The following is a 21,874-nucleotide window of genomic DNA, read 5'->3' as shown; positions in this document are numbered from 1 at the left end:
GTCAACGCCCCCCTATTTAGTGGATAGAGCTGGGGGTATGGTGCAGGTATTGTGGGCATAGGGGGTTCCCGGGCGTTTGTCGGGAATAGATCGGAGACAAGTATCATGGTCGAATTTCTTCCGCCGGAAGTGGATGAGCTGACCCCGCGGATCGCGGTGATCGGCGTGGGTGGCGCGGGCGGCAACGCGATCGCGAACATGATGCGGAACGACGTCCAGGGGGTCGATTTCCTGGTCGCCAACACCGACGCGCAGGCGCTTCGACAGTCGGCGGCGGCGCAGAAGATTCAGCTCGGCGCGAAGATCACGCAGGGCCTCGGCGCGGGTAGCCGTCCGGAGATCGGGCGCGCCGCGGCGGAAGAGACGATCGACGCTGTCGCCAAGACGCTCGACGGCGCGCATATGTGCTTCATCGCGGCGGGCATGGGGGGCGGCACCGGCACGGGGGCGGCGCCGGTCATCGCCAAGACCGCGCGCGACATGGGCATCCTGACCGTCGGCGTAGTGACCAAGCCGTTCAGCTTCGAAGGCAACCGCCGCGCCAAGTCGGCCGAGGCCGGAATCGAAGAGCTTCAGAAGTACGTCGACACGCTGATCGTCATTCCCAACCAGAACCTGTTCCTGGTCGCCAACGCCAACACGACCTTCAAACAGGCCTTCGAAATGGCCGACGAAGTGCTGCAGCAGGGCGTGCGCGGGATCACCGACCTGATGGTCATGCCCGGCCTGATCAACCTCGACTTCGCCGACGTGCGCAGCGTGATGCAGGAAATGGGCAAGGCGATGATGGGCACCGGCGAGGCCGAGGGCGACAACCGCGCCATCGAAGCCGCGTCGAAGGCGATCGCCAACCCGCTGCTCGACGGCGTCAGCATGAAAGGCGCGAAGGGCGTCATCGTGTCGATCACCGGCGGCGAGGACATGCGCCTGCTCGAAGTTGACGAGGCCGCGAACCATATCCGCGAGCTGGTCGACGAGGATGCGAACATCATCTGGGGCTCGGCGTTCAACCCTGAGCTGGAAGGCAAGATCCGCGTCTCGGTGGTCGCCACCGGGATCGAGGCGGGTGCCGCCGGTGCCGCCACGCCCGAGCCGGCGACACGCGCCTTCTCGTTCGGCCGCCGCAGTGAGGCGGTCGCGCCGGTGACGCTGCCCACCGCGCCGACGCCCGAGCCCGAAGTCGCCGCTGTCGATCCCGAGCCGCTTGAACTGTCCGAGTCCGCCAGCGAGGCTCCCGAGCCGATCGCGGAGGCGCCTGCCGAAGAAACCCCCGATGCACGCGACGAGCTGGTGCTCGACAGCGGTGCGGAGGTCGCCCCCGAGCCGGTGCGCCTGTCGTTTGGCGACGAGGAGCTGACGCACGCCGAACGCAGCGAACTGGCGCTCGGCAGCGAAGACCGTATCGGGAACGATGCAACGATCGCCGCCGGCAACGACGAGGAAGAGGCGCCCGCGCCCAAGGTCAAGATGGGCGGTACATTGTTCGAGCGGATGCAGAACGTCGCGCGCGGCGCGTTCGGTGAGTCCGAGCCCGAAGTGGAGAAGGACTCGCTCGACATCCCGCGCTTCCTCCATCGCCAGAACAATCAGTAACCCGATGTCATGACGGGGCGCGGGGGCGTTCGTCGCCGCCGTGCCCCGTTTTGGCGCTTGTGGCTCGTCAGATCATTTCACGTTCAGCCGCCAATCGGTCTAGGCTCGTCGCCAAGATGAGCTTGCGCCGGACCCTGACTGTTGCCGCGCTCGGATTCGCGGTGGCGGGCGGGGCGCATGCCCAGACCGCGGTCGAGAATCGCGACGCCGATGCGCTCGCCGCCGACATGCGCATCCTTGCCGCCAACCCGGTCGATATCGAAGCGCTGATCACCGCGGGCGAATTGACGTTGCGGATGGGCGATACGACGGCGGCGGCGGGGTTTTTCACGCGCGCCGAAAAGCTCGATCCCAACAATCCGCGGGTCAAGGCGGGAATGGGCAGCCTAATGGTACGTGCCGAGCGCCCCGGCATGGCACTGCTGCGCTTTCAGGAGGCGGAACGCCGTGGGCTGAGCCCGAGCAAGTTCGCCGCCGACCGTGGGCTCGCTTACGATTTGATCGGCCAGCAGGACCGCGCGCAACGCGATTACCGTCTCGCGCTGGCCGATGGTCCCGACGACGAAGCGACACGGCGTTACGCGCTGTCGCTCGGCATTTCGGGGCAGAAGGACGAGGCGCTGAGGTTGCTCGACCCGCTCGTTCGCCGCAGCGATCGCGCGGCGTGGCGCGACCGTGCCTTTATCCTGGCGATGAGCGGCGACACCAATGGTGCCGAAAGGATCGCCGCGACGATGATGTCGCCCGGCCTCGGCGCCGGGCTGACGCCGTTTTTCCGCCGGCTATCGCAATTGTCCGCGGTCGATCGGGCGTTCGCGGTCAATTTCGGGGAACTGGCCACGACACCCGAGCGGATCGCCGACGCGCAACTGGTCCCGCCGTTGCCGCGGCTCGGTCCCGATCCCTATGCGCCGCGCGAGGTCGCGGCGGCGGTCGCCGTGGTGACGCCACCGGTCGACGACGGGCGCAAGCGCAAAAGACGCCGGAAGGACGATCTCGCGCCGGCGGTACCCGCCGTTGCCGCCGCGGCGCCGGTCGAGGTCGCGCTGGCGCCGCCGGCCTATGTGCCCCCGCGCGGGACGTCGGCGCCAGGGCCGACCCCGACGCCGCCGCCGGTGCGAGTCGCCGCAGCGTCGCCGAACCCGGCGTTGGCGCCTGCGCCCGTGACGATCTACGAACGGCCCGCGCCGTCGCCTGCCCCGGCGCCCAGTCCGGTCCCGCCGCCGAACCCCGCGCCCACTCCCGCGATCGAGGTCGCTGCGACCACCCCGCCGGCGCCGCCCGCCGACCCGACTCCCGGCGTCGCCGACCAGCCCAGTGCGTCCGAAGCCGGCGTGCCCGCACCCACCGCGACTGCGCGCGTCAGCGAGGACACCGTGCTGTCGCGAATCGTCGCAAGCCTCGATCAGCGCCTGCCCGCGTCCGCTCCGCCACCACGCCGTGCTCCCTCGCCAACGCCGGTCGCGGTCGCCAAGATCGAGCAACCGGTCGCTGCGCCGAAATCCAAGCCCGGCTCGACGCGGACGCGCGCCAAACCGGCGGCGGACGATCTGGCTGCTGCTGCGCCGCCGCCTGCAAAGAGCCGGGGCAAGGATCGCGGCAAGGACGAAATCGCCGATGCCAGCGACACGAAGGCGCGCGCGGCGAAGCCGGCCAAGGATGAGGCACCGCCGCTCGACAAGAGCGGCTGCCCGATCCCGCCCAAGTCTGGGAAAGGAAAGGGCGCGGCCAAGTCGTCAACCAAGGACAAGCCGGTGCTCTCGGCGCGCTGCAAGGCCGCGCAGGCCAAGGCCGACGAGAAAGCCAAGGCCGACGCCGCGGCGAAGGGCGAACCGGCGCGCGTGTGGGTGCAGGTCGCGGGCGGCGCGAACGAAGCGAGCCTCGAAAAGGCCTGGGCCGCGCAAAAGGCCAAGGCGCCCGACCTGTTCCGCGGCCGCCAAGGCTGGACCACGCCCTTGCGCGCCACCAACCGCGTGCTGACCGGGCCGTTCAAGTCGGAGGAGGAGGCGCAGGACTTCGTCAACCGGATGGCCAAAGCCGGGCTGTCCGGGTTCGTCTTCACCAGCGCCAAGGGGCAGAAGATCGAGCGGTTGGGGTCGAAATAGGCCGGCATCCCCGCTACATCCCCGGCGCATGCCCGATCTCGCGCCTTATGCCTCCGACCCGTGGCTCACGCGCGGGCGGCTGTATCCTGAAGACGAAACCACCGCGCGGGGCCCGCGCGACGCATTTCAGCGCGACCGCGACCGCATCGTCCATTCGATCAGCTTCCGCCGCTTGCGCCACAAGACGCAGGTATTCCTGGCGCCCGACGGCGATCATTTCCGCGTCCGCCTGACGCACAGTATCGAGGTGGCGCAGATCGGCCGTACCATCGCGCGCGCGCTCGGCCTCAACGAGGATTTGACCGAGGCGTTGTGCCTCGCGCACGATATCGGCCACCCGCCCTTCGGCCACGCCGGCGAGGACGCGCTGCAGGCGGCGCTCGCGCAGGCTGGCGGGTTCGACCATAATGGCAATACGTTGCGCGCGCTGATGGAGATCGACAGCCCCTATCCGCGCTTTCCCGGGCTCAACCTGACGTGGGAGACTCTAGAGGGGCTCGCCAAGCACAACGGCCCGGTCGCGGCGCCACAATGGGCGCTGGCGGCGGCGGATGCGGTGTTCCCGCTGGATCTGAAGAGCTTCGCCAGCCTCGAAGCGCAAGTCGCGGCGCTCGCCGACGACATCGCGTATGACAACCACGATATCGATGACGGACTGCGCGCGGGGTTGTTGAACCTCGACCAACTGCTTGCGGTGCCGATTATCGCGGCGCGTTGGGACCAATGCCGCGTGCGCTTTCCCGAAGTCGCGCCGCCGCGCCTGACCGGCGAACTTATCCGCGGCCAGATCGGCGCGATGGTCAACGACCTGATCGCGACGAGCCGCGCGGCGATCACGGAGTCGGGCGTCAAATCGGCCGATGACGCGCGCGACGCAGGGCGAGCGCTGATCGGCTTTTCGGAGGCGATGCGCGAGGACGAACGCGGGCTGAAGCGCTTCATGTACGCCAATCTCTACCATCACCCGCTGCAACTCGAAGCGGCGGCCAAGGCGCAGCATGTCGTCGCGGGGCTGTTCGCCGCCTACCACGCCGATCCGTCGCTGATGGCGGGCGAATGGCCCGGGCGACTGCCGCCCGACGAGCCCTGGCTCAGCCGGCATATCGCCGATTTCATCGCCGGGATGACCGACCGTTACGCCATCGCGGCGTATCGTGCGGTCGTCGGCGAGATCGACCTGCCCGAAGGGTTCTAGGCCCCCGCGCGTTAGGCCCGGGACATTTGTGCGACAAAGACGGTATAGTGCCGGCGGCACAGCATGGAGTGACGCGCATGGCCGACGCCAGCATCGCGCTCAATCGTTTCGGGCTCGGCGCCCGGCCCGACGAGAGCATCCCCGGCGACCCCAAAGGCTGGCTGAAGCATCAGCTTGAGAGCTTCGACCCCAAACCCGCCGCCATCGCCGCCGTGCCGACCCGCGCCAAGGTCGCGGGCGAGCTCGCCGATTTCTACGACCAGCAGCGCCAGCTGCGGCAGCAGGGGCTGGGCCGCCGCCAGCTCGCCGCCGCCGCGCCGATGCCTGGCCCGGCACCTACGATGCAGCCGGCGATGGCACCGCAGACGATGCAGCCCGGCCCCTCTAATATGCCGCCAGCCGTGCCGATGCCCGGCGCCAAGCCCAATGCGGATGGCCTCGATGCCGCGATGGCGGCGCGCCGCTTCGTAGGCGGGCAGGTGCGCGACGACTACGCCGCCGCGGTCGGTGCGCGCGTTACCACTGCCTTGGTCAGCCCGACCCCGTTCGCCGACCGGCTCGCGCATTTCTGGGCCAACCATTTCGCCGTGTCGGCTGACAAGCTCGAAGTGATCGGTCTGTCGGGCCTGCTCGAGTTCGAGGCGATTCGGCCCAACCTGATGGGCAAATTCGGCGACATGCTCAACGCGGTCGAGCGCCATCCCGCGATGCTGCTCTATCTCGACCAGGCGGTGTCGATCGGTCCCGACAGCGTGGCGGGGCAGATCGCGCTGCGCCGCCCGCGCCCCGCCAACGCGGGCAAGGGGCCGGGGCTTAACGAGAACCTCGCGCGCGAGATCATGGAGCTTCACACGCTCGGCGTCCGCTCAGGCTACACCCAGGCCGACGTGACCGAATTCGCGCGCGCGCTGACCGGCTGGACGGTCAAAGGGATCGGGCGCGGCCCGGCGGCGCGGTTCGCCGGGGTCGAGGACGGATCGCCGGGCGAATTCGCCTTCGCCGAGCGGCTGCACGAGCCGGGCGTGCGGACGATCGTCGGGCGCAAATACGGGCAGGAGGGCGAGAAGCAGGCGCAGGCGGTGCTCGACACGCTGGCGACCAGCCCCGCGACCGCCGAGCACATCGCGACCAAGCTCGCGCGGCATTTCGCGGGCGACACGCCGCCGCCGGCGCTCGTCGCGCGGCTGAAGGCCAATTTCCTCAAGACCGGGGGCGACCTGCCGTCGCTCTACAGGGCGTTGATCGACAGCCCCGAATGCTGGGTCGCCGGGCCGGTCAAGTTCAAGTCGCCGTGGGAATGGACGGTGTCGACCGGCCGCGCATTGGGGATGAAGCAGATGCTGCCGCTCGCGGCGGTCGGCCTGCTCAACCAGCTTGGCCAGCCGACGTGGAAGCCGGGATCGCCCGCCGGGTACGACGATATCGCCGCGAGCTGGGCCGGACCCGATGCCTTGGTCCGCCGGGTCGAGGCAGCGGAGCGGTTCGCGACGCGCGCGGGCGCGGCCGTCGATGCTCGCGCGCTCGCACCCAAGCTTTTCCCGGGCGCATTGACGCCCGCTACCGAACAGGCGCTGGCGCGCGCCGAGAGCCCCGGTCAGGGCCTCGCGTTGCTCCTCGTATCGCCCGAAATGCTGCGGAGGTAATCATGTACGATCGGCGTTCCTTCCTGATCCGCTCCGGCGCCGCCGCGGGCCTCGCGCTCGCGCCGCGCATGGCCTTCGCCAAGGCCGAGACCGACCGCCGCTTCGTCTTCATCATCCAGCGCGGCGCCGCCGACGGACTGCACACCGTCGCGCCGATCGGCGATCCGGCCTATGCCGGTGCGCGAGGCCAGTTCGCGGCCGACTTCGACAGCGCGAAGAAGCTCGACAGCATGTTCGCGCTCCACCCGGCGATGACCTCGCTGGCGGGGATGTACGATGCGAAGGAAGCGCTGTTCGCGCACGCCATCGCCTCGCCGTACCGCGACCGCTCGCATTTCGACGGGCAGAACGTGCTCGAGAGCGGCGGGCTCGGCGCGTATCAGGTCAAGGACGGCTGGCTCAACCGCATGCTCGGGGTGATTCCGTCGGGCGAGGCCAGGGCGATTGCGGTGTCGGCGACGGTACCGCTCGCGCTGCGCGGGCCGCACGAGGTGGCGAGCTATGCGCTGTCGGCGCTCCCGCAGGCGTCCGACGATCTGATGATGCGTGTCGCGTCGCTCTATTCGGGCGATGGGCAACTCCACGGGTTGTGGAGCGAGGCGATGAACACGCGCACGCTGACCAGCGACATGACCGCCGCCAATGCGCAGAACGCGGCCGCGACGGGCGCGCTCGCCGCCAAGCTGCTCGCCCCCGCCAACGGCGCGCGGATCGCGATGATCGAGACGGGCGGATGGGACACGCATGCCGGCCAGCGCGCGCGCCTCGCCAACCAGCTGAAGGGCCTCGACGCGATGATCGCCGCGCTCAAGACCGGGATGGGCGCGCAGTGGTCGAACACGATGGTGCTCGTCGCGACCGAGTTCGGCCGCACCGTCGCGGTCAACGGCACCGGCGGCAGCGACCACGGGACGGGCTCCGCCGCGATGCTGATCGGCGGCGGCGTGCGCGGTGGGCGCGTGATGGCCGACTGGCCGGGGCTGGGGCAAGCGGCGCTGTACGAGGGCCGCGACCTCAAGCCGACGCTCGGCCTCGACCAGTTCGTCGCCGGCGCGGTCGCCGGGCATTACGGTGTCGAGCCGGGGAAGGTGATGGCGACGCTGTTCCCGGATACCAAGGGGTCGGCACCGGTTGGCGGACTCGTCTGACCTAAATCCTCCCCGCTTGCGGGGAGGGGGACCGCTCGCAGAGCGGTGAAAGGGGGCGGGCCACACGCGTTGCGGTTGCCGCGTACCCCCTCCATCAGCCTTCGGCTGCCACCTCCCCGCGAGCGGGGAGGATTTGAAGCGGGGCCACGCTTCGGCTAAGGGCGCCGCTTCCTCCCATCGCTGGATCCGAAATGACCCTGTACCACCGCTTTGCCGCGCATATCGACGCGGCGCTCGACGCCCTGAGCGCGAACGGCGACCTGCCGCGCGGGCTGGCGCGCGGCGCGGTGACGGTCGAGCCGCCGCGTGATCCGAGCCACGGCGACCTCGCGACCAATGCCGCGATGGTGCTGGCCAAGCCCGCCGGCGCCAATCCGCGCGCGCTGGCGGAGAAGATCGCCGCCGAGCTGGGCAAGCTCGACGAGGTCGCCTCGGTCGCGGTCGCGGGGCCGGGGTTCATCAACCTGGCGCTGACCGACGACACGTGGCGCAACGAGCTCGCCGCGATCAATGACGGCGGCGCGGATTACGGCCGCTCGACGCGGGGGCAGGGGCAGACGGTCAACGTCGAATACGTTTCGGCCAATCCGACCGGCCCGATGCACATGGGGCATTGCCGCGGCGCGGTGGTCGGCGACGCTCTGGCGTCACTGCTCGAATGGGGCGGGCACAAGGTCATCCGCGAATATTACGTCAACGATGCGGGCGGGCAGGTCGACACGCTCGCGCGCTCGGCGCATTTGCGGTACCGGGAGGCGCTCGGCGAGGATATCGGCGAGATCCCCGAGGGGTTGTACCCCGGCGATTACCTGATCCCGGTCGGACAGGCACTGGCGCAGGAATTCGGCGACAAATACGTGTCGGCGCCCGAGAGCGAATGGCTGGTGCTGTTCCGCAAGAGCGCAGTCGCGGCGATGATGGCGCTGATCAAGGCCGACCTCGGCCTGCTCGGCATCCATCACGACCTGTTTTCGTCCGAAGCCGAGCTGCAGGCGACGAAGAAGCCCGAGGCGGCCGAGCGCGAGTTGCGGTCGCGCGGGTTGATCTACGACGGCATGCTCGAAGCGCCGAAGGGCGAAACGCCCGAGGATTGGGAGCCGGTCGAGCTCCCGCTGTTCCGCTCGTCGCAATTCGGCGACGATCAGGACCGGCCGATCAAGAAGTCCGATGGCAGCTGGACCTATTTCGGCGCCGACCTCGCGTACCATTGGCAGAAGGCGCAGACCGCCGATGCGCTGATCGACATTTGGGGCGCCGACCATGCCGGCACCGTGAAGCGGATCGTCGCGGCGGTGCAGGCGCTGACCGGCGGCAAAACGCGGTTCGACGTCAAGCTGGTCCAGATGGTGCGGCTGCTCCGCGCGGGCGAGCCGGTCAAAATGTCCAAGCGGTCCGGTAACTTCGTAACGCTTGCTGATGTCGTGCGCGAAGTCGGCAAGGATGTCGTGCGCTTCACCATGCTGACACGCAAGGCCGACGCGCAGATGGACTTCGACTTCGCCAAGGTGGTCGAGGCGTCGAAGGACAATCCGGTGTTCTACGTCCAGTACGCGCACGCCCGAGTCGCATCGCTCAAGCGGCGCGCGGCGGAGGCGGAGATCGTGTGCACGCAGGTCGATCTGTCCCTTCTTGATACGGAAGACCTGGCGCTGGTGAAGCTCGCGGCGCAGTTCCCGCGCGTCGTGGAGACCGCGGCGGCGGCGCGCGAGCCGCACCGGATCGCCTTTTATCTCTATGACTTGGCGGCGGAGTTTCACGCATCTTGGAATATCGGTAATGACCGACCCGAGCGGCGCTTCCTCCTGCCCGATAACCACGAACTCACGTGCGCCCGTCTTTTCCTCGGCGACGCGATCGGGCAGATTGTCCGCAACGGTCTCGCCATCATGGGGGTGGAGGCGGTCGAGGAGATGAAGTGATGGCGGGCGAACAGTGGAGCGAGCCGACGGTCACCGACGAAAGCCGGTTGCCCTGGCTCGAGACGGCGGCGGACGAGGACGAGGGTGCGCCGCTCGGCCGCGTCGTCGGCATGGTGCTGGTCGGACTGGTCGCGCTTGCGGTCGTGCTCGGCGGGATCTACTGGTTCAAGCATCGCGCGCCGCCCCCCGGCAACGGCGACCTGATCGCGGCGCCCGATGGCGACTACAAGGTCAAGCCCGACGATCCCGGCGGGATGAAGGTCGCGGGCGAAGGCGATGCGGCGGTCGCGGCGAGTGGCGGGAACGCCGGCGGCAACGGATCGATCGCGGTGTCGAGCCTGCCCGAGGCGCCGATTACCGGCACCAAGGCGGCGCCCGAGTCCAAGGGAGGCCCCGGCACGTCGACCGCGACCGCGAGCGTCGCTGGCCCCGGCGGCAAGCTGGTCGCGCCGCCTCCGGGTCGTCCGGTCGCGGTGTCGGGCGGCGGCGGTGGCGGGGCGCTGGTCCAGCTCGGCTCGTTCCCGACCGAAGCGGGCGCCAACACCGCCTGGGCGCAGGCGTCGAAGCGGTTCAGCTATCTCGCGGGCCTCGGCAAGTCGATCGAAAAGGCAGAGGTCAACGGCCGCACCTTCTACCGTCTCAAGGTCAATGCCGGCAGCGCGGGCGCGGCACAGGATCTGTGCGGCAAGCTCAAGGTCGCCGGCGAGGCGTGCATCGTTACGAGCTGAGCTTCTTTTCCCCTCCCGCTTGCGGGAGGGGCTAGGGGTGGGCAAAGAAAGGCCGGGGTCGATCCGCGGCCTTTTCTTTTTGGGGCAAGCGCGGGAGCTCGCTCCGCTCGCGCCCACCCCCGGCCCCTCCCGCATGCGGGAGGGGAGAGGAACGATATGAAGCCCGTCATCTACGGCCTGTCCGGCCTCGCCCTGACCGACGACGAACGCGCGTTGTACCGCGATGCCGATCCGTGCGGGTACATCCTGTTCAAGCGTAACGTGGCCGACCGCGCGCAACTGCGCGCGCTGACCGATTCCCTCAGGGAACTTTCGGGGCGCGACGACGTGCCGATCCTGATCGACCAGGAGGGCGGCAAGGTCCAGCGGATGGGGCCGCCCGAATGGCCCGATTTCCCCGCCGGCCCGGCGTTCGACGCGCTGTACGAGATTGCGCCGGTCTCCGCGATCGAGGCGGTGCGCGCGCATGCTCACGCCACCGCGCTGATGCTGAACGAGGTCGGCATCAACACGGATTGCTGGCCGTTGCTCGACGTGAACCAGCCCGACACGACCGAGGCGATCAGCATCCGCGCGCTGGGCAGCGAGCCGATGCGTGTCGCCGCGATGGGCCGCGCGATCCTCGAAGGCTTGCGTAGCGGCGGCGTGGTCGGCGTGGTCAAGCACATGCCGGGGCATGGCCGCGCGAAGGTCGACACGCATCATCATTTGCCCACCGTCACCGCATCCGACGCCGAGCTGGAAGTGGACATCGAGCCGTTCCGGACATTGGCCGACGCGCCGATGGGGATGACCAGCCACATCGTGTTCGAGGCATGGGACCAGGAGCGCCCCGCGACGCTGTCACCGATCGTCGTGGAGCAGGTAATCCGCGGCAAGATCGGGTTCGACGGGTTGTTGATGACCGACGATATCGACATGAAGGCCTTGTCCGGCACCGCGGGCGAGAAGGCCGCGGGCGCGATCGCTGCGGGATGCGACCTGGTGCTCGATTGCTGGGGGCGGATGGACGAGATGGCGGAGATCGCAACGCTGCTCGGCGATATGCCGGCCAAGTCGGTCGAGCGGCTCGACCGCGCAATGGCGACGGTGAAGGGCGTGACGCCCGAGGCCGATTTCGACGAGCTGATCGCCAAGCGGGATTCGTTGCTGGCGCTCGTTTAGCGGCTAAGGTGCGGCGATGGACTCCGATCCCGACACGCTGACGCTCGACCTGGAGGGGTGGGAAGGCCCGCTCGACCTGTTGCTGGCGCTGGCACGGTCGCAGAAGGTCGACCTCAAGCAGATCTCGATCCTCGCGCTGGTCGAACAATATCTCGCCTATGTCGAGCAAGCGCACGCGCTGAAGCTCGAGGTCGCGGCCGATTACCTCGTGATGGCGGCGTGGCTGGCGTATCTCAAATCGGCGCTGCTCCTGCCGCGCGATCCCGAGGTCGAGCCGAGCCCCGAGGAACTCGCGCTGCGGCTCCAGATGCGGCTCGAACGCCTCAACGCGATGCGCGATGCGGGCGCCAGGCTGCTCGCGCGTGACCGACTGGGCCGCGATGTGTTCCGCCGCGCCGCGCCCGAGGGCCTGCGCACCGTGCGCAAGGCGATGTGGCAGGCCGAAATCTACGATTTGATCGCTGCGTACGGCCAGATCAATGCGCGCAACCGCCCGGTCTTCCACGTCGTCCACGACCGCCCGGTGATGACGCTCGACGCGGCGCTCGAACGCGTGTCGCAGCTGTTGGGGATGCAGGTCGACTGGGCGACGATCGAAAGCTTCCTGCCCGACACGCTCGACGGGCCGTTCCGCAAGTCGGCGCTCGCCTCCAGCTTCGTCGCCGCGCTCGAACTCGCGCGGATGGGCAAGGCCGAGCTGCGCCAGCAGTCGCCGTTCGCGCCGCTTTATTTGAAGGCGACGGCATGATTGAGCCCGACAATCTGTCGCGTGCGGTCGAGGCGGTGCTGTTCGCCGCCGACGAGCCGCTGAGCATCGAGGCGATCCGCGCGCATGTCGGCGAGGAGACGGATGTCCGCGCGGCGCTCGACGAGATAGCGGGATTCTATGCGGGCCGGGGGATCGAGCTCGTGTGCCGCGGCGGACGCTGGCATTTCCAGACCGCGGGCGACATGGCGCACCTGCTTCGCCGCGAGCGCGAGGAAGCGCGCAAGCTCTCGCGCGCGGCGATCGAGACGCTCGCGATCATCGCCTATCATGAGCCCGTGACTCGCGCCGAGATCGAGGCGATTCGGGGGGTGCAGATATCGAGGGGCACGCTCGACGTACTGATGGAGGCGGGCTGGGCGCGCCCCGCCGGGCGGAGGGAAACCCCGGGCCGCCCGTTGACCTACGTGACGACGCCCGATTTCCTCACGCATTTCGGCCTTGCCAGCCGCCGCGACCTGCCCGGGATCGACGATCTGCGCGCCGCCGGCCTGCTCGACCCGGTCGACCTGGCGATGGCGGACATGGCGATTGCGGAAGAGGTGGAAACCGAAGCGGAAGAGGACTAGATACCCTCACGCGTTTGGGAGATTTGTAATGGGTTTTGGTAGCCCGATCCACTGGATCATTCTGGGCATTCTCGCGATCCTGGTGTTGGGAGGCGGTCGCTTTTCGAACATGATGGGTGACGTTGCCAAGGGTATCAAGCAGTTCAAGAAGGGCATGTCGGAGGATGACGACACGCCACCGAGCCGGATCGAGGCCAAGCGCGCCGACCCGGTGATCGACGCCGAGCGTGAGCGCGTGCGCGACGCCGACGTTTAACGCCCGCCGGAGAGGAATCCGGCGGTGATCCTGGACATAGCCCCGACCGAATTGCTGGTGCTGGGCGTGGTGGCGCTGCTCGTCATCCCGCCCAAGGACCTGCCCAAGGCGATGCGCATCGCGGGGCAGTGGGTCGGCCGTGCGCGCGGCATGGCGCGGCAATTCCGCTCGGGCTTCGACGACATGATCCGCGAATCCGAATTTCATGAGATGGAGGCGAAGTGGAAGGCGGAGAATGAGCGCATCATGCGCGAGTTTCCCCCGACCGCCGAGCAGGCCGCGCTGATGGCGCCGGTGCCGCAGGATAGCCCGGCCGAATTGAGCGAAGATGCCTTGGCTGGGACGCTCGAGCCGCCGATCCCCGCGCCAGCGCCCGAGCGCAAGCGACGCGCGACGACGCCCGGGAAACCCGCACCAAAGAGGCCGGCGGCAAAAAAGCTAGCCGCGAAAAAACCCACCACCAAGCGTCCGAAACCGGCGTCGTGAGCGATCAGGACGATATCGACGCCAGCCGCGCGCCGTTGCTCGATCACCTGATCGAGCTGCGCCGGCGGTTGCTCATCAGCTTCGCGACACTGGCGGTGCTGTTCGGCGTCTGCCTGTATTTCGCCGAACCGATTTTCGGCTTCCTCGTCCGCCCGTTGCTCAAGGCGGGACAAGCGAAAGTCTATTACACGCAGCTGTTCGAGGCGTTCTTCGTCCAGCTCAAGGTCGCGTTCTTTGCCGCCAGCACCTTGTCGTTCCCGGTCGTCGCCAACCAGTTATGGCAATTCGTCGCCCCTGGTCTGTACCGCAAGGAAAAGCGTGCGCTGTTGCCGTTCCTGCTGGCAACGCCGGTGTTGTTCGCCGCGGGTTGCTCGATGGCCTATTTCATCGCCATTCCCGCCGCGCTCCATTTCCTGCTCGGCTATCAGACCAACGTGGGCGGGGTGCAGCAGGAAGCGCTCCCGTCGGTCGGCAACTATCTGACGTTCGTCATGCAATTCCTGTTCGGGTTCGGCGTGTCTTTCCTGTTTCCGGTGCTGTTGATGCTGATCGAGCGCGCCGGGCTGGTGACGCTCCGGCAACTCGTCAAGGCGCAGCGTTACGCCATTCTTGGCTGTTTCGCGATCGCGCTGGTGCTCGCGCCGCCCGATGCGGGATCGATGATCATTCTCGCGACCCCGCTGGTTGGGCTCTATTACCTGACGCTCGCCGCGATCTGGCTGACGCATCGCCGTCGCGCGCGCGCTGAGGCGAGCGGAACCGTCGCCTGACCCTCTCCTAATCAAATGGATTACCCCGAAACGAATTAGGCCCGGAAGCGCCACCGGGGGGGAGGGGGTGCGCTGCCGGGCCTATGTCTTGGATAGCGAGAGCGGGGGGGCATAAGTTCGCTATCCGAAGGTCAAAACGCACCTTTCGCGAGTCGGTTCCCGGAAAAAACGCATTTTCGCGCAATTTTTTTCGGCGCGGCATTTCTGGCAGTTTTCCGCCGTTTTTCAATCCTTACCGGTGACGCTCACCGCGATTTCGTACGCCCCGGTGAGCGGATCGTGATGGAGCGGTGCGCGCAATTGCCGCGACAGCCCTTCCATCACCCGGGCGTAGCGCTGGTCTAGCGCCGCCTTCAGTGTGTCGCCGTCGATCAAGGCGGGCGAACTGGCGCGCAGTATCGCGTGGTCGGGGGAGTCGGTCGCGCGCACCGACAGCCGGAGCTGCGCCGCCGGATTGAGCGAGATCGCCAGTTCGATGATCTCGGTCAGCAGGAAAGCGATCGCGATCGCGGTGTCCTGGCTGACCAGATACGGCTCGACTTCGAGCAGGATACCCAGCCGCGACCCCTCCGGGCTGGTCGCGCGGATATTCGATGCCAGCTCGCCGATCACCGCGCGCAAACTCACCCCGCGATGATCCTCCATTTCCGCGAAATGGTGACGGTGGACGACGGACAGCGCATCGACCCGCCGCTGAATCGATGAATAGGCGCGTGCGGCTTCCTCGGCCTTCGCGCCGCGCGAATGCAGGTTGATCAGGCTGGAGATGACCTGAAGGTTGTTCTTGACGCGGTGATGGACCTCGCGCGTCAGCTTGGTCTGGCGTACCAGTCCCTCGGCCAGCCCGGCTTCATGGAGGATCAGCGTGCGGCTCAACGAACGGAAGGTTTCGCCCAGTTCGCGGATTTCCTGCGCGGGCAGCGAGCGCACGTCGGACGAGGCGATTTCCTCGCCGGGACGGTAGGCGGCTACCCGCGTGCGCAACGTCCGCAACGGCTGGATCAACAGGCGGTCGACGACCAGCCAGGCGAGGCTGGCGGCAGCCAGCCACATTATGATCGGCAACAGCATGGCGGTGAAAATCGGCCAGGTGATCGAGTTGCTGCTGATGCTCAGCACTGCGGTCAAATCGCCGATGTTGAGCGGGACGCTGACCGAGTCGTGCCGATCGAGCGGGCTGTTGCGATCGAGGGTACGCAGGTCGAGCCTTTGGTCGTTCGGGCCGCTGATCGCTTCCGCATAATCGATGCCGAACCCGCTCGGCCTGGCGATACCGGCGAGGAACTTTGCCGGGAAGAACGCGCTGCCGCGCAGGTTGCCGTCGGCGGTGGTGGTCGCGAGTACGACGCCCTTGCCGGGCACCACGCGCGCTGCGGGCTGTCCGCCGGCGATCGCATCGGGGAGCGAATAGGGCAGTGCGGTGCCGCACAATAGTCGCCCGTCGCGGTCGCTGATGGCGAAACCGGCGCCCGCCGCGATCTGTTGCGCGAACACGCCGCGCGCGCGCGCGCAACTCGGCGCGTCGGCATGGTCCGCCGCGAGCGCGTTCATCGTGGTGGTGAGCGCGGTCATGTCGCCGACCAGTTCGATCGCCAGGTTGCGCGAGCTTTCCTGCGCCGCAACGCGCAATTGCGACCGTGCTTCCTGCCCCGCCTGGCGGGTGGTGGTCAGCGTCGCCAGGATCGCGATGATCGCGAACGGTAGCAGCGCCGCCGACAGGATGAGGAAAATCTTCGCGCCGGTCGGTAGTTGCCCGAGGCGGGAACTCAGCGCGCCGCGACGTCCACCAGCCGTGAGACCGGCCACGGCCTAGTCCAGCTTGCGCAGCAGATCGAGCATTTCGTCGGGCACAGGCTCGCTGACGGCTGCGTGATAGACCGTGCGCAGCGCGGTCCCCATCGCTTCATCCTTTAGCTTCTTGCCATTCCCATCGCCGTCGCCGGGGCCGCCCCGCTTTGATGACCGCCGCTCAGGCAATGCGAACCCCCTCGAAAACCAACCCGGCCATGCAGGAACCTTCGCGGGTCTGCAAGCACGACCGGACACGACGCGAAAACTGCGTCAACATGGTCGTGAAACCAAAAACGCTCTCGATTGTTCCACTAGCGAACAGAAAAATGTCGTTTGCGTAAACCGGTCCCGCCTCGCACAAGAGCCGGCGCCTTTTCGGGGAGAATCCGTTCATTATGTCGCTTGGTCAGCAACTCGCACCGCACCTGCCGTTCCTGCGCCGCTATGGCCGCGCGCTGACCGGGAGCCAGGACCATGGCGACCGCTACGTCCGCGCCGCGCTCGAGGCGATCGTCGCCGCGCCCGAGGAATTTCCACGCGACGTCGATCCGCGGCTTGGGCTGTACCGCACCTTCCAGGTGATCTGGCGCACCACCAATCGCGACGACGAAGTCGCGTTGAGCGACGATGGATCCGACGCCGAAGGCCAGGAGGCGGTCGCGCGTGCGCGGCTCTCCAAGATGACTCCGCTGTCGCGCCAGGCATTGCTGCTGACCGCGATGGAGGGCTTCACGCCGGAGGATGCCGGCTATCTGATCGACGCCGATGCCGACGAGGTCGAGAGCCTGGTCGCCGACGCGCTTGCCGAGATCGAGAAGCAGACGCGCGCGCGCGTGCTGATCATCGAGGACGAACCGATCATCGCGATGGATATCGAGACGATCGTCCGCGACCTGGGCCACGACGTGACCGGCGTCGCGGTGACGCGCGACGAGGCGGTGGCGTCGGCGATGAGCGAACGTCCCGGTCTCGTGCTGGCGGACATTCAGCTCGCCGACGACAGCTCGGGGATCGACGCGGTCAAGGATATTCTGGCCGAGTTCCAGGTACCGGTGATCTTCATCACTGCCTTCCCGGAGCGACTGCTGACGGGCGAGCGGCCCGAGCCCACCTTCCTGATCACCAAGCCGTTCCAGCGGTCGACGGTGAAAGCGGCGATCAGCCAGGCGCTGTTCTTCGACGAAAGCACGATCCCGGCGTGATGCGCGACAAGGCCGTCGGACGAGCGGTTGCACCGCTCGCCGCCGGCCTTGTCGAGTCCGCGATTTTTTCAATATCGCGGCACGACGGCGCTAAAAAGTTCCATCGGTTACGGAGCCTAAACGGTTGTCGTGCGTTCGCGGGGGTATGACTGATCCCCACACTTCCGAAAAACCGACGCATGTCGAAGGGCCCGAAGTGCGCGCCGGCGAGACGTCGGGCCATATGCGCTATGTGCTCGGCATCTCGGTCGTGCTGGCCGTCGTCATCCTGTCGCTGATCGTGTGGGGCCCGGTTCTGTTCAGTAAATAGCCCGCAACTGCGGTTGGCATTCGCCAGCTTTATCCTATGTTCTTGTTTCTCGGCCCGATCTCGCGCCGGTCCGACGGAGTTCCATGACCACGACCGACACCGATACCGCGAACGAGGGGGAAGCGATCGAGCACGTCGCGCTGTCCGATCCCGAATTCAAGGACCAATTGGCGCAAGTCATCCCGCACCTTCGCGCGTTCGGCCGCTCGCTGTCGGGCAACCGCGATCTCGCCGACGATCTCGTCCAGGAAACGTTGATGAAGGCGTGGGCCGCACGCCAGCGCTTCCAGGCGGGCACCAATATGCGCGCATGGACCTTCATCATCCTGCGCAACCTCTACCTCAGCCAGATGCGCCGCGCGCGATTCAAGGGCGAATGGGACGATCTGGTCGCCGATCGCGTGCTCGCGGCGCCGGCGAGCCAGGACAAGCATGTCGAGCTTGGCGACATGCAGCGCGCGCTGCTCCACTTGCCGCAACCGCAGCGCGAGGCGTTGATCCTCGTCGGAGCGGGCGGCTTTGCCTATGAGGAAGCGGCCGAAATCTGCAACGTCGCGGTGGGCACGATCAAGAGTCGCGTCGCGCGCGGCCGCGTCGCGCTCGAATCGGTCCTGAGCGGCACCGACCTCGCGTCACGGCGTCAGGCGCCCGACAACCAGGGGCGCACCGCGCTCGATACGATCATGGACGAAGTCGACGAATTGAGCGGCGAGCACAGCCCGCGGCCGGACGATGTCGACCACGACGAAGACGACCATGAGGCCGAGGATTAATCTTCCTTGAGGCGGTAGAGCAGCGCGCTGAATTCCCCCGGCAGCTTTGCCGGCCCCCCGAAAATCTGGCGCAACGCGTTGCCCACACCGTCGCTCTCGTGCGGACGGTGTGCCATCTGACGCAGGCCGTTAGCGGCGCTGGCGTTCTGGGATTGCGGCGGGCTCATGCGCCAAGAACGTGCTTTGCGACGATTTGTTGCCGGTTGTTGCTGCGCTGCACATTAATTTGAATCAGGGCGTAACGATCTGCGGGATTCTCGCGCCGGTCGGGTTGGGCTAGACCGTGCGCCGTGACGAACAAACCAGACTTTTCCAGCGCGATCGACCGCGCCACCGTGCACGCGCCTTTTTTGCGCGTCGCGCTGGAGCAACAGCCTGATCTCGCGGAGCAACTGGCCGCCGGAATCGTCCCCGATCCGGCGCCGTTCGACGCAGATGTTCCGGTCGGCGTCGCGCTGCGCCGCGCGCGGCGGCGCGAAGCGCTGATCGTCGCGATCGCCGATCTGGCCGGCGCGCTTGACTTGAGCGGTGTGACACGACGACTTACCGCCTTCGCCGACCGCGCGCTCGATGTCGCGATCCGCACCGCGATCCACGAACGCACACCCGACGCCGAGCCCGCGGGGTTCGCTGCGATTGCGCTGGGCAAGCAGGGAAGCGGCGAGCTCAACTATTCGTCGGACATCGACCCGATCCTGCTGTTCGACCCCGCGACTCTGCCGCACCGCGCGCGCGAAGAGCCACAGGAGGCCGCGATCCGCATCGGGCGCCGCGTCGTCGAACTGCTCCAGGCGCGCGACGGCGAAGGATATGTGCTGCGCGTCGACCTGCGGCTGCGCCCGTCGCCCGAGGCTACGCCGATCGCACTCCCCGTCGATGGTGCGATTTCTTATTACGAATCGGCGGCGTTGCCGTGGGAGCGCGCTGCATTCATTCGCGCGCGCGTCTGCGCCGGAGACATCGCGCTGGGGCAGCGCTTCCTCGACGCGATCCGCCCGTTCGTGTGGCGCCGCGGCGTCGATTTCGGCGCGGTCGGCGACATCCGCGAGATCACGCGCCGCATCCGCGACCACCATGCGCAGGGGCAGGCGTTCGGCCCCGGCTACGACCTCAAGCGCGGGCGCGGCGGGATCCGCGAAGTCGAGTTCTTCGCGCAGATCCATCAGCTTATCCACGGCGGCCGCGACTCCGGGTTGCGCGCGCCTGCGACGCTCGACGCGCTCGACGCACTCGCGGCGGCGGGGCGGATCGGCGGCGACGAAGCGGCGACATTGAAGGCGGCGTACGTCGCGTTCCGCACGATCGAGCACCGGTTGCAGATGGTCGACGATCGCCAGACGCATGCCTTGCCGCGCGCGCAGGATGCGCTCGACAATGTCGGGCAGCTTGCCGGATTCGGCACCGGGGCGTCGCTGATCGCGATGCTCAAGCCGCACGTCGCGGCGGTCGGCAGCATCTACGATTCGCTCGATCCGCCCGATACCGCGGCCTTGTCGAGCGATGCGGAGACGTTGCCCGGGCAGCTCGAGGCGATCGGCTTCGCCGACGCGGCGACCGCCCTGCAACTCGTCGAGCGCTGGCGCGGCGGGTCGTACCCGGCGCTGCGCAGCGCGCCGGCGCGGCAGGCACTGGAGGCGGTAATGCCGGGGCTGATGGCGGCGCTCGGCCAGGCACCCGATCCGCGCGCGGCGCTGATCCAGGTCGACGCGATGCTGTCGCGCTTGCCGAGCGCGATCAACTTCTTCCGCTTGCTCGAGGCGCGGCCGCAACTCGCGCAATTGATGGCGACGATCCTCAGCCACGCACCGCCGCTCGCCCAAGCTTTGGGGCGCCGCCCGGCGTTGCTCGACGGGCTGATCGACGCGACCGCGCTCGCGCCGATGGGCGACTTGCCCGCGCTGATCACCGAAATGACGAGCGGCGAGGATGGCGACGATTACCAGGCCGCGCTCGAACACGTCCGGCGAGTCGTCGGCGAAAAACGCTTCGCGCTCGGCGCGCAGCTGGTCGCCGGCGCAAGCGACCCGCTCGACATCGCGCACGGTTACGCGCGCGTCGCGGTCGCCGCGGTCGAGGTGCTTGCCGCCGCGACTGTCGCCGATTTCGCGCGAACCCACGGCCGCGTTCCCGACAGCGAGTTGCTGGTCCTCGCGCTCGGACGGCTCGGCGGCGGGGCGATGACGCACGCCTCCGACCTCGACCTGATCTACCTGTTCACCGGCGATTTCGCGGGCGAGTCCGACGGGCTGAAGCCGCTCGGCGCGGTGCATTACTACAACCGCCTCGCGCAGCGGCTGAGCGCGGCGCTGTCGGTGCCGACCGCAGCGGGGCCGCTCTACGAGATCGACATGCGGTTGCGGCCGTCGGGCGCACAGGGACCGCTGGTCGTCTCGCTCGACGGGTTCGCGAAATATCAGCGCAAGGACGCCTGGACGTGGGAGCATATGGCGCTGACGCGCGCTCGCGCGATCTATGGATCGGACGATGCGCGCGCCGCGGTGACGGCGGTGATCGACGAGGTGCTCGCCACGCCGCGCGACCCGGGCCGGATCGTAGCCGACGCGGCCGAGATGCGCGCCGAAATGACGCGGCACAAACCACCGGCCGGGCCGCTCGACGCCAAGCTGCTCCCCGGTGGGCTGGTCGATCTCGAATTCGCGGTGCACGTCGCGCAATTGACCAATCACGCGGGTTTCGATCCCGATCTCGACCCCGCGATTGCCGCGCTGGCCGATCGCGGTTTGGCGCCGGCGGGAATGGTCGACGCGTACCGGCTGCTCACGCGGATGCTCGTCCTGCTCCGCCTCGTCGCACCCGACAGCGAGCCGCCGTCGCCCGCGACCCAGGCGCTGATCATGCGCGTGCTCGGCGCCGAAAGCTGGGACGCGCTGGTTGCGCGGTTCGATGCGACGCGTCAGGAGGTTGCGCGATTCTGGACAGACATCAGCGGAGGCACCGGATGAGCGTTGAACTCGGAGGCGACCTGCCCGATCTCGAATTGACCGGTGCCGACGGTCCGATCCGGCTGCGCAATTATGTCGGCAAGCCGTTCGTGCTCTATTTCTATCCCAAGGACGACACCGGCGGCTGCACCAGGGAAGCGCAGGAATTCAGCGCGGCGCTGCCCGATTTCGCGCAGGCCGGCGCGGCGGTGCTCGGCGTGTCGAAGGACGGCCCGGCGCGGCACGCCAAGTTCATCAAGAAATACGATCTGACCGTGCCGCTCGCGAGCGACGAGCAGGACGTGATCGAAGCGTTCGGCGCGTGGGTGCCGAAGGTGCTTTACGGTCGCGAATATATGGGGATCGACCGCTCGACCTGGCTGTTCGACGCATCTGGGAAACTCGCCAAGGTGTGGCGCAAGGTGAAAGTGCCGGGGCACGTCGAACAGGTGCTGGCGGCGGTCAACAGCCTCCGCTGACGCGCTGGAATCACACCGAATCGCTTGCCCGCACG

Annotated in this window: 21 protein-coding genes; 18 read left to right on the top strand and 3 right to left on the bottom strand. The window is 67.9% G+C overall.

Annotation, left to right across the window (positions count from 1 at the left end; all coding sequences use genetic code 11):
• Positions 1-102: 102 nt before the first annotated feature.
• The 13 genes from ftsZ (at position 103) to tatC (ending at position 14,342) form a co-directional block, all read left to right on the top strand.
• Positions 103-1,593, top strand: coding sequence for a cell division protein FtsZ (gene ftsZ, locus E7773_RS01715; protein ID WP_293988198.1), 1,491 nt, complete (start codon positions 103-105; stop codon positions 1,591-1,593).
• A 116-nt stretch (positions 1,594-1,709) separates the two neighbouring features.
• Positions 1,710-3,698, top strand: coding sequence for an SPOR domain-containing protein (locus tag E7773_RS01710; RefSeq protein ID WP_293987316.1), 1,989 nt, complete (start codon positions 1,710-1,712; stop codon positions 3,696-3,698).
• Positions 3,699-3,726: 28 nt separating this feature from the next.
• Complete coding sequence (locus E7773_RS01705) at positions 3,727-4,893, top strand: deoxyguanosinetriphosphate triphosphohydrolase (protein ID WP_293987314.1); 1,167 nt, start codon at positions 3,727-3,729, stop codon at positions 4,891-4,893.
• A gap of 77 nt (positions 4,894-4,970) precedes the next feature.
• Complete coding sequence (locus E7773_RS01700) at positions 4,971-6,536, top strand: DUF1800 domain-containing protein (RefSeq protein ID WP_293987312.1); 1,566 nt, start codon at positions 4,971-4,973, stop codon at positions 6,534-6,536.
• A gap of 2 nt (positions 6,537-6,538) precedes the next feature.
• On the top strand, positions 6,539-7,684 hold the full coding sequence (locus E7773_RS01695) for a DUF1501 domain-containing protein (RefSeq protein ID WP_293987310.1): 1,146 nt from the start codon (positions 6,539-6,541) through the stop codon (positions 7,682-7,684).
• A 191-nt stretch (positions 7,685-7,875) separates the two neighbouring features.
• Positions 7,876-9,603 (top strand): arginine--tRNA ligase, encoded by a 1,728-nt coding sequence (gene argS, locus E7773_RS01690; RefSeq protein ID WP_293987308.1) that lies wholly within the window; start codon positions 7,876-7,878, stop codon positions 9,601-9,603.
• Positions 9,603-10,331 (top strand): SPOR domain-containing protein, encoded by a 729-nt coding sequence (locus E7773_RS01685; RefSeq protein WP_293987306.1) that lies wholly within the window; start codon positions 9,603-9,605, stop codon positions 10,329-10,331. Before argS ends, E7773_RS01685 begins: the two co-directional genes overlap by 1 nt.
• 156 nt (positions 10,332-10,487) lie before the next feature.
• On the top strand, positions 10,488-11,495 hold the full coding sequence (locus tag E7773_RS01680) for a glycoside hydrolase family 3 N-terminal domain-containing protein (protein ID WP_293987304.1): 1,008 nt from the start codon (positions 10,488-10,490) through the stop codon (positions 11,493-11,495).
• Positions 11,496-11,511: 16 nt separating this feature from the next.
• Positions 11,512-12,243: a ScpA family protein gene (locus E7773_RS01675; RefSeq protein WP_293987302.1), complete on the top strand. Its 732-nt coding sequence runs from the start codon at positions 11,512-11,514 to the stop codon at positions 12,241-12,243.
• Positions 12,240-12,830: an SMC-Scp complex subunit ScpB gene (gene scpB, locus E7773_RS01670; RefSeq protein ID WP_293987300.1), complete on the top strand. Its 591-nt coding sequence runs from the start codon at positions 12,240-12,242 to the stop codon at positions 12,828-12,830. The genes E7773_RS01675 and scpB overlap by 4 nt, the downstream gene beginning before the upstream one ends.
• A 28-nt stretch (positions 12,831-12,858) precedes the next feature.
• A complete protein-coding gene (locus tag E7773_RS01665; protein ID WP_293987298.1) occupies positions 12,859-13,086 on the top strand; it encodes a twin-arginine translocase TatA/TatE family subunit in 228 nt (75 codons plus the stop codon).
• Positions 13,087-13,113: 27 nt separating this feature from the next.
• Positions 13,114-13,572, top strand: a complete 459-nt coding sequence (tatB, locus tag E7773_RS01660) for a Sec-independent protein translocase protein TatB (protein ID WP_293988195.1) — start codon at positions 13,114-13,116, stop codon at positions 13,570-13,572.
• Positions 13,569-14,342, top strand: a complete 774-nt coding sequence (tatC, locus tag E7773_RS01655) for a twin-arginine translocase subunit TatC (protein ID WP_293987296.1) — start codon at positions 13,569-13,571, stop codon at positions 14,340-14,342. The genes tatB and tatC overlap by 4 nt, the downstream gene beginning before the upstream one ends.
• Before the next feature lie 225 nt (positions 14,343-14,567).
• Here tatC and E7773_RS01650 read toward each other — a convergent pair whose 3' ends face one another.
• Together E7773_RS01650 and E7773_RS01645 are read right to left on the bottom strand one after the other, a co-directional pair.
• Positions 14,568-16,148, bottom strand: a complete 1,581-nt coding sequence (locus E7773_RS01650) for a histidine kinase dimerization/phosphoacceptor domain -containing protein (RefSeq protein ID WP_293987294.1) — start codon at positions 16,146-16,148, stop codon at positions 14,568-14,570.
• Positions 16,149-16,151: 3 nt separating this feature from the next.
• On the bottom strand, positions 16,152-16,241 hold the full coding sequence (locus tag E7773_RS01645) for a NepR family anti-sigma factor (protein ID WP_293987292.1): 90 nt from the start codon (positions 16,239-16,241) through the stop codon (positions 16,152-16,154).
• A gap of 287 nt (positions 16,242-16,528) precedes the next feature.
• Here E7773_RS01645 and E7773_RS01640 point away from each other — a divergent pair, with 287 nt between their 5' ends.
• The 3 genes from E7773_RS01640 to E7773_RS01630 all read left to right on the top strand — a co-directional run bounded on the left by E7773_RS01640 (position 16,529) and on the right by E7773_RS01630 (position 18,418).
• Positions 16,529-17,335 carry a response regulator gene (locus E7773_RS01640; protein ID WP_293987290.1) on the top strand — a complete coding sequence of 269 codons (807 nt, stop codon included), beginning with the start codon at positions 16,529-16,531 and terminating at the stop codon, positions 17,333-17,335.
• Between the two features lie 145 nt (positions 17,336-17,480).
• The gene (locus tag E7773_RS01635; RefSeq protein ID WP_293987288.1) at positions 17,481-17,645 is read left to right on the top strand and encodes a hypothetical protein; all 165 of its coding nucleotides are present in this window, start codon (positions 17,481-17,483) and stop codon (positions 17,643-17,645) included.
• Between the two features lie 83 nt (positions 17,646-17,728).
• Positions 17,729-18,418, top strand: coding sequence for a sigma-70 family RNA polymerase sigma factor (locus E7773_RS01630; RefSeq protein ID WP_293987286.1), 690 nt, complete (start codon positions 17,729-17,731; stop codon positions 18,416-18,418).
• 163 nt (positions 18,419-18,581) lie between these two features.
• Here E7773_RS01630 and E7773_RS01625 read toward each other — a convergent pair whose 3' ends face one another.
• Complete coding sequence (locus E7773_RS01625; protein WP_293987284.1) at positions 18,582-18,752, bottom strand: hypothetical protein; 171 nt, start codon at positions 18,750-18,752, stop codon at positions 18,582-18,584.
• Between the two features lies 1 nt (position 18,753).
• On the opposite strand from E7773_RS01625, the gene E7773_RS01620 reads away from it, so the two are divergent.
• Positions 18,754-21,381, top strand: a complete 2,628-nt coding sequence (locus E7773_RS01620; RefSeq protein WP_293987282.1) for a bifunctional [glutamine synthetase] adenylyltransferase/[glutamine synthetase]-adenylyl-L-tyrosine phosphorylase — start codon at positions 18,754-18,756, stop codon at positions 21,379-21,381.
• Positions 21,378-21,839 carry a peroxiredoxin gene (locus E7773_RS01615; protein ID WP_293987280.1) on the top strand — a complete coding sequence of 154 codons (462 nt, stop codon included), beginning with the start codon at positions 21,378-21,380 and terminating at the stop codon, positions 21,837-21,839. Before E7773_RS01620 ends, E7773_RS01615 begins: the two co-directional genes overlap by 4 nt.
• The last annotated feature ends 35 nt before the right edge of the window (positions 21,840-21,874 follow it).

The sequence above is a fragment of the Sphingomonas sp. genome (genome assembly GCF_004799495.1).
Classification (GTDB): domain Bacteria; phylum Pseudomonadota; class Alphaproteobacteria; order Sphingomonadales; family Sphingomonadaceae; genus Sphingomonas.
Note: the sequence above shows the minus strand (reverse complement) of the source record. Positions and strands in the feature narration are given on the sequence as shown.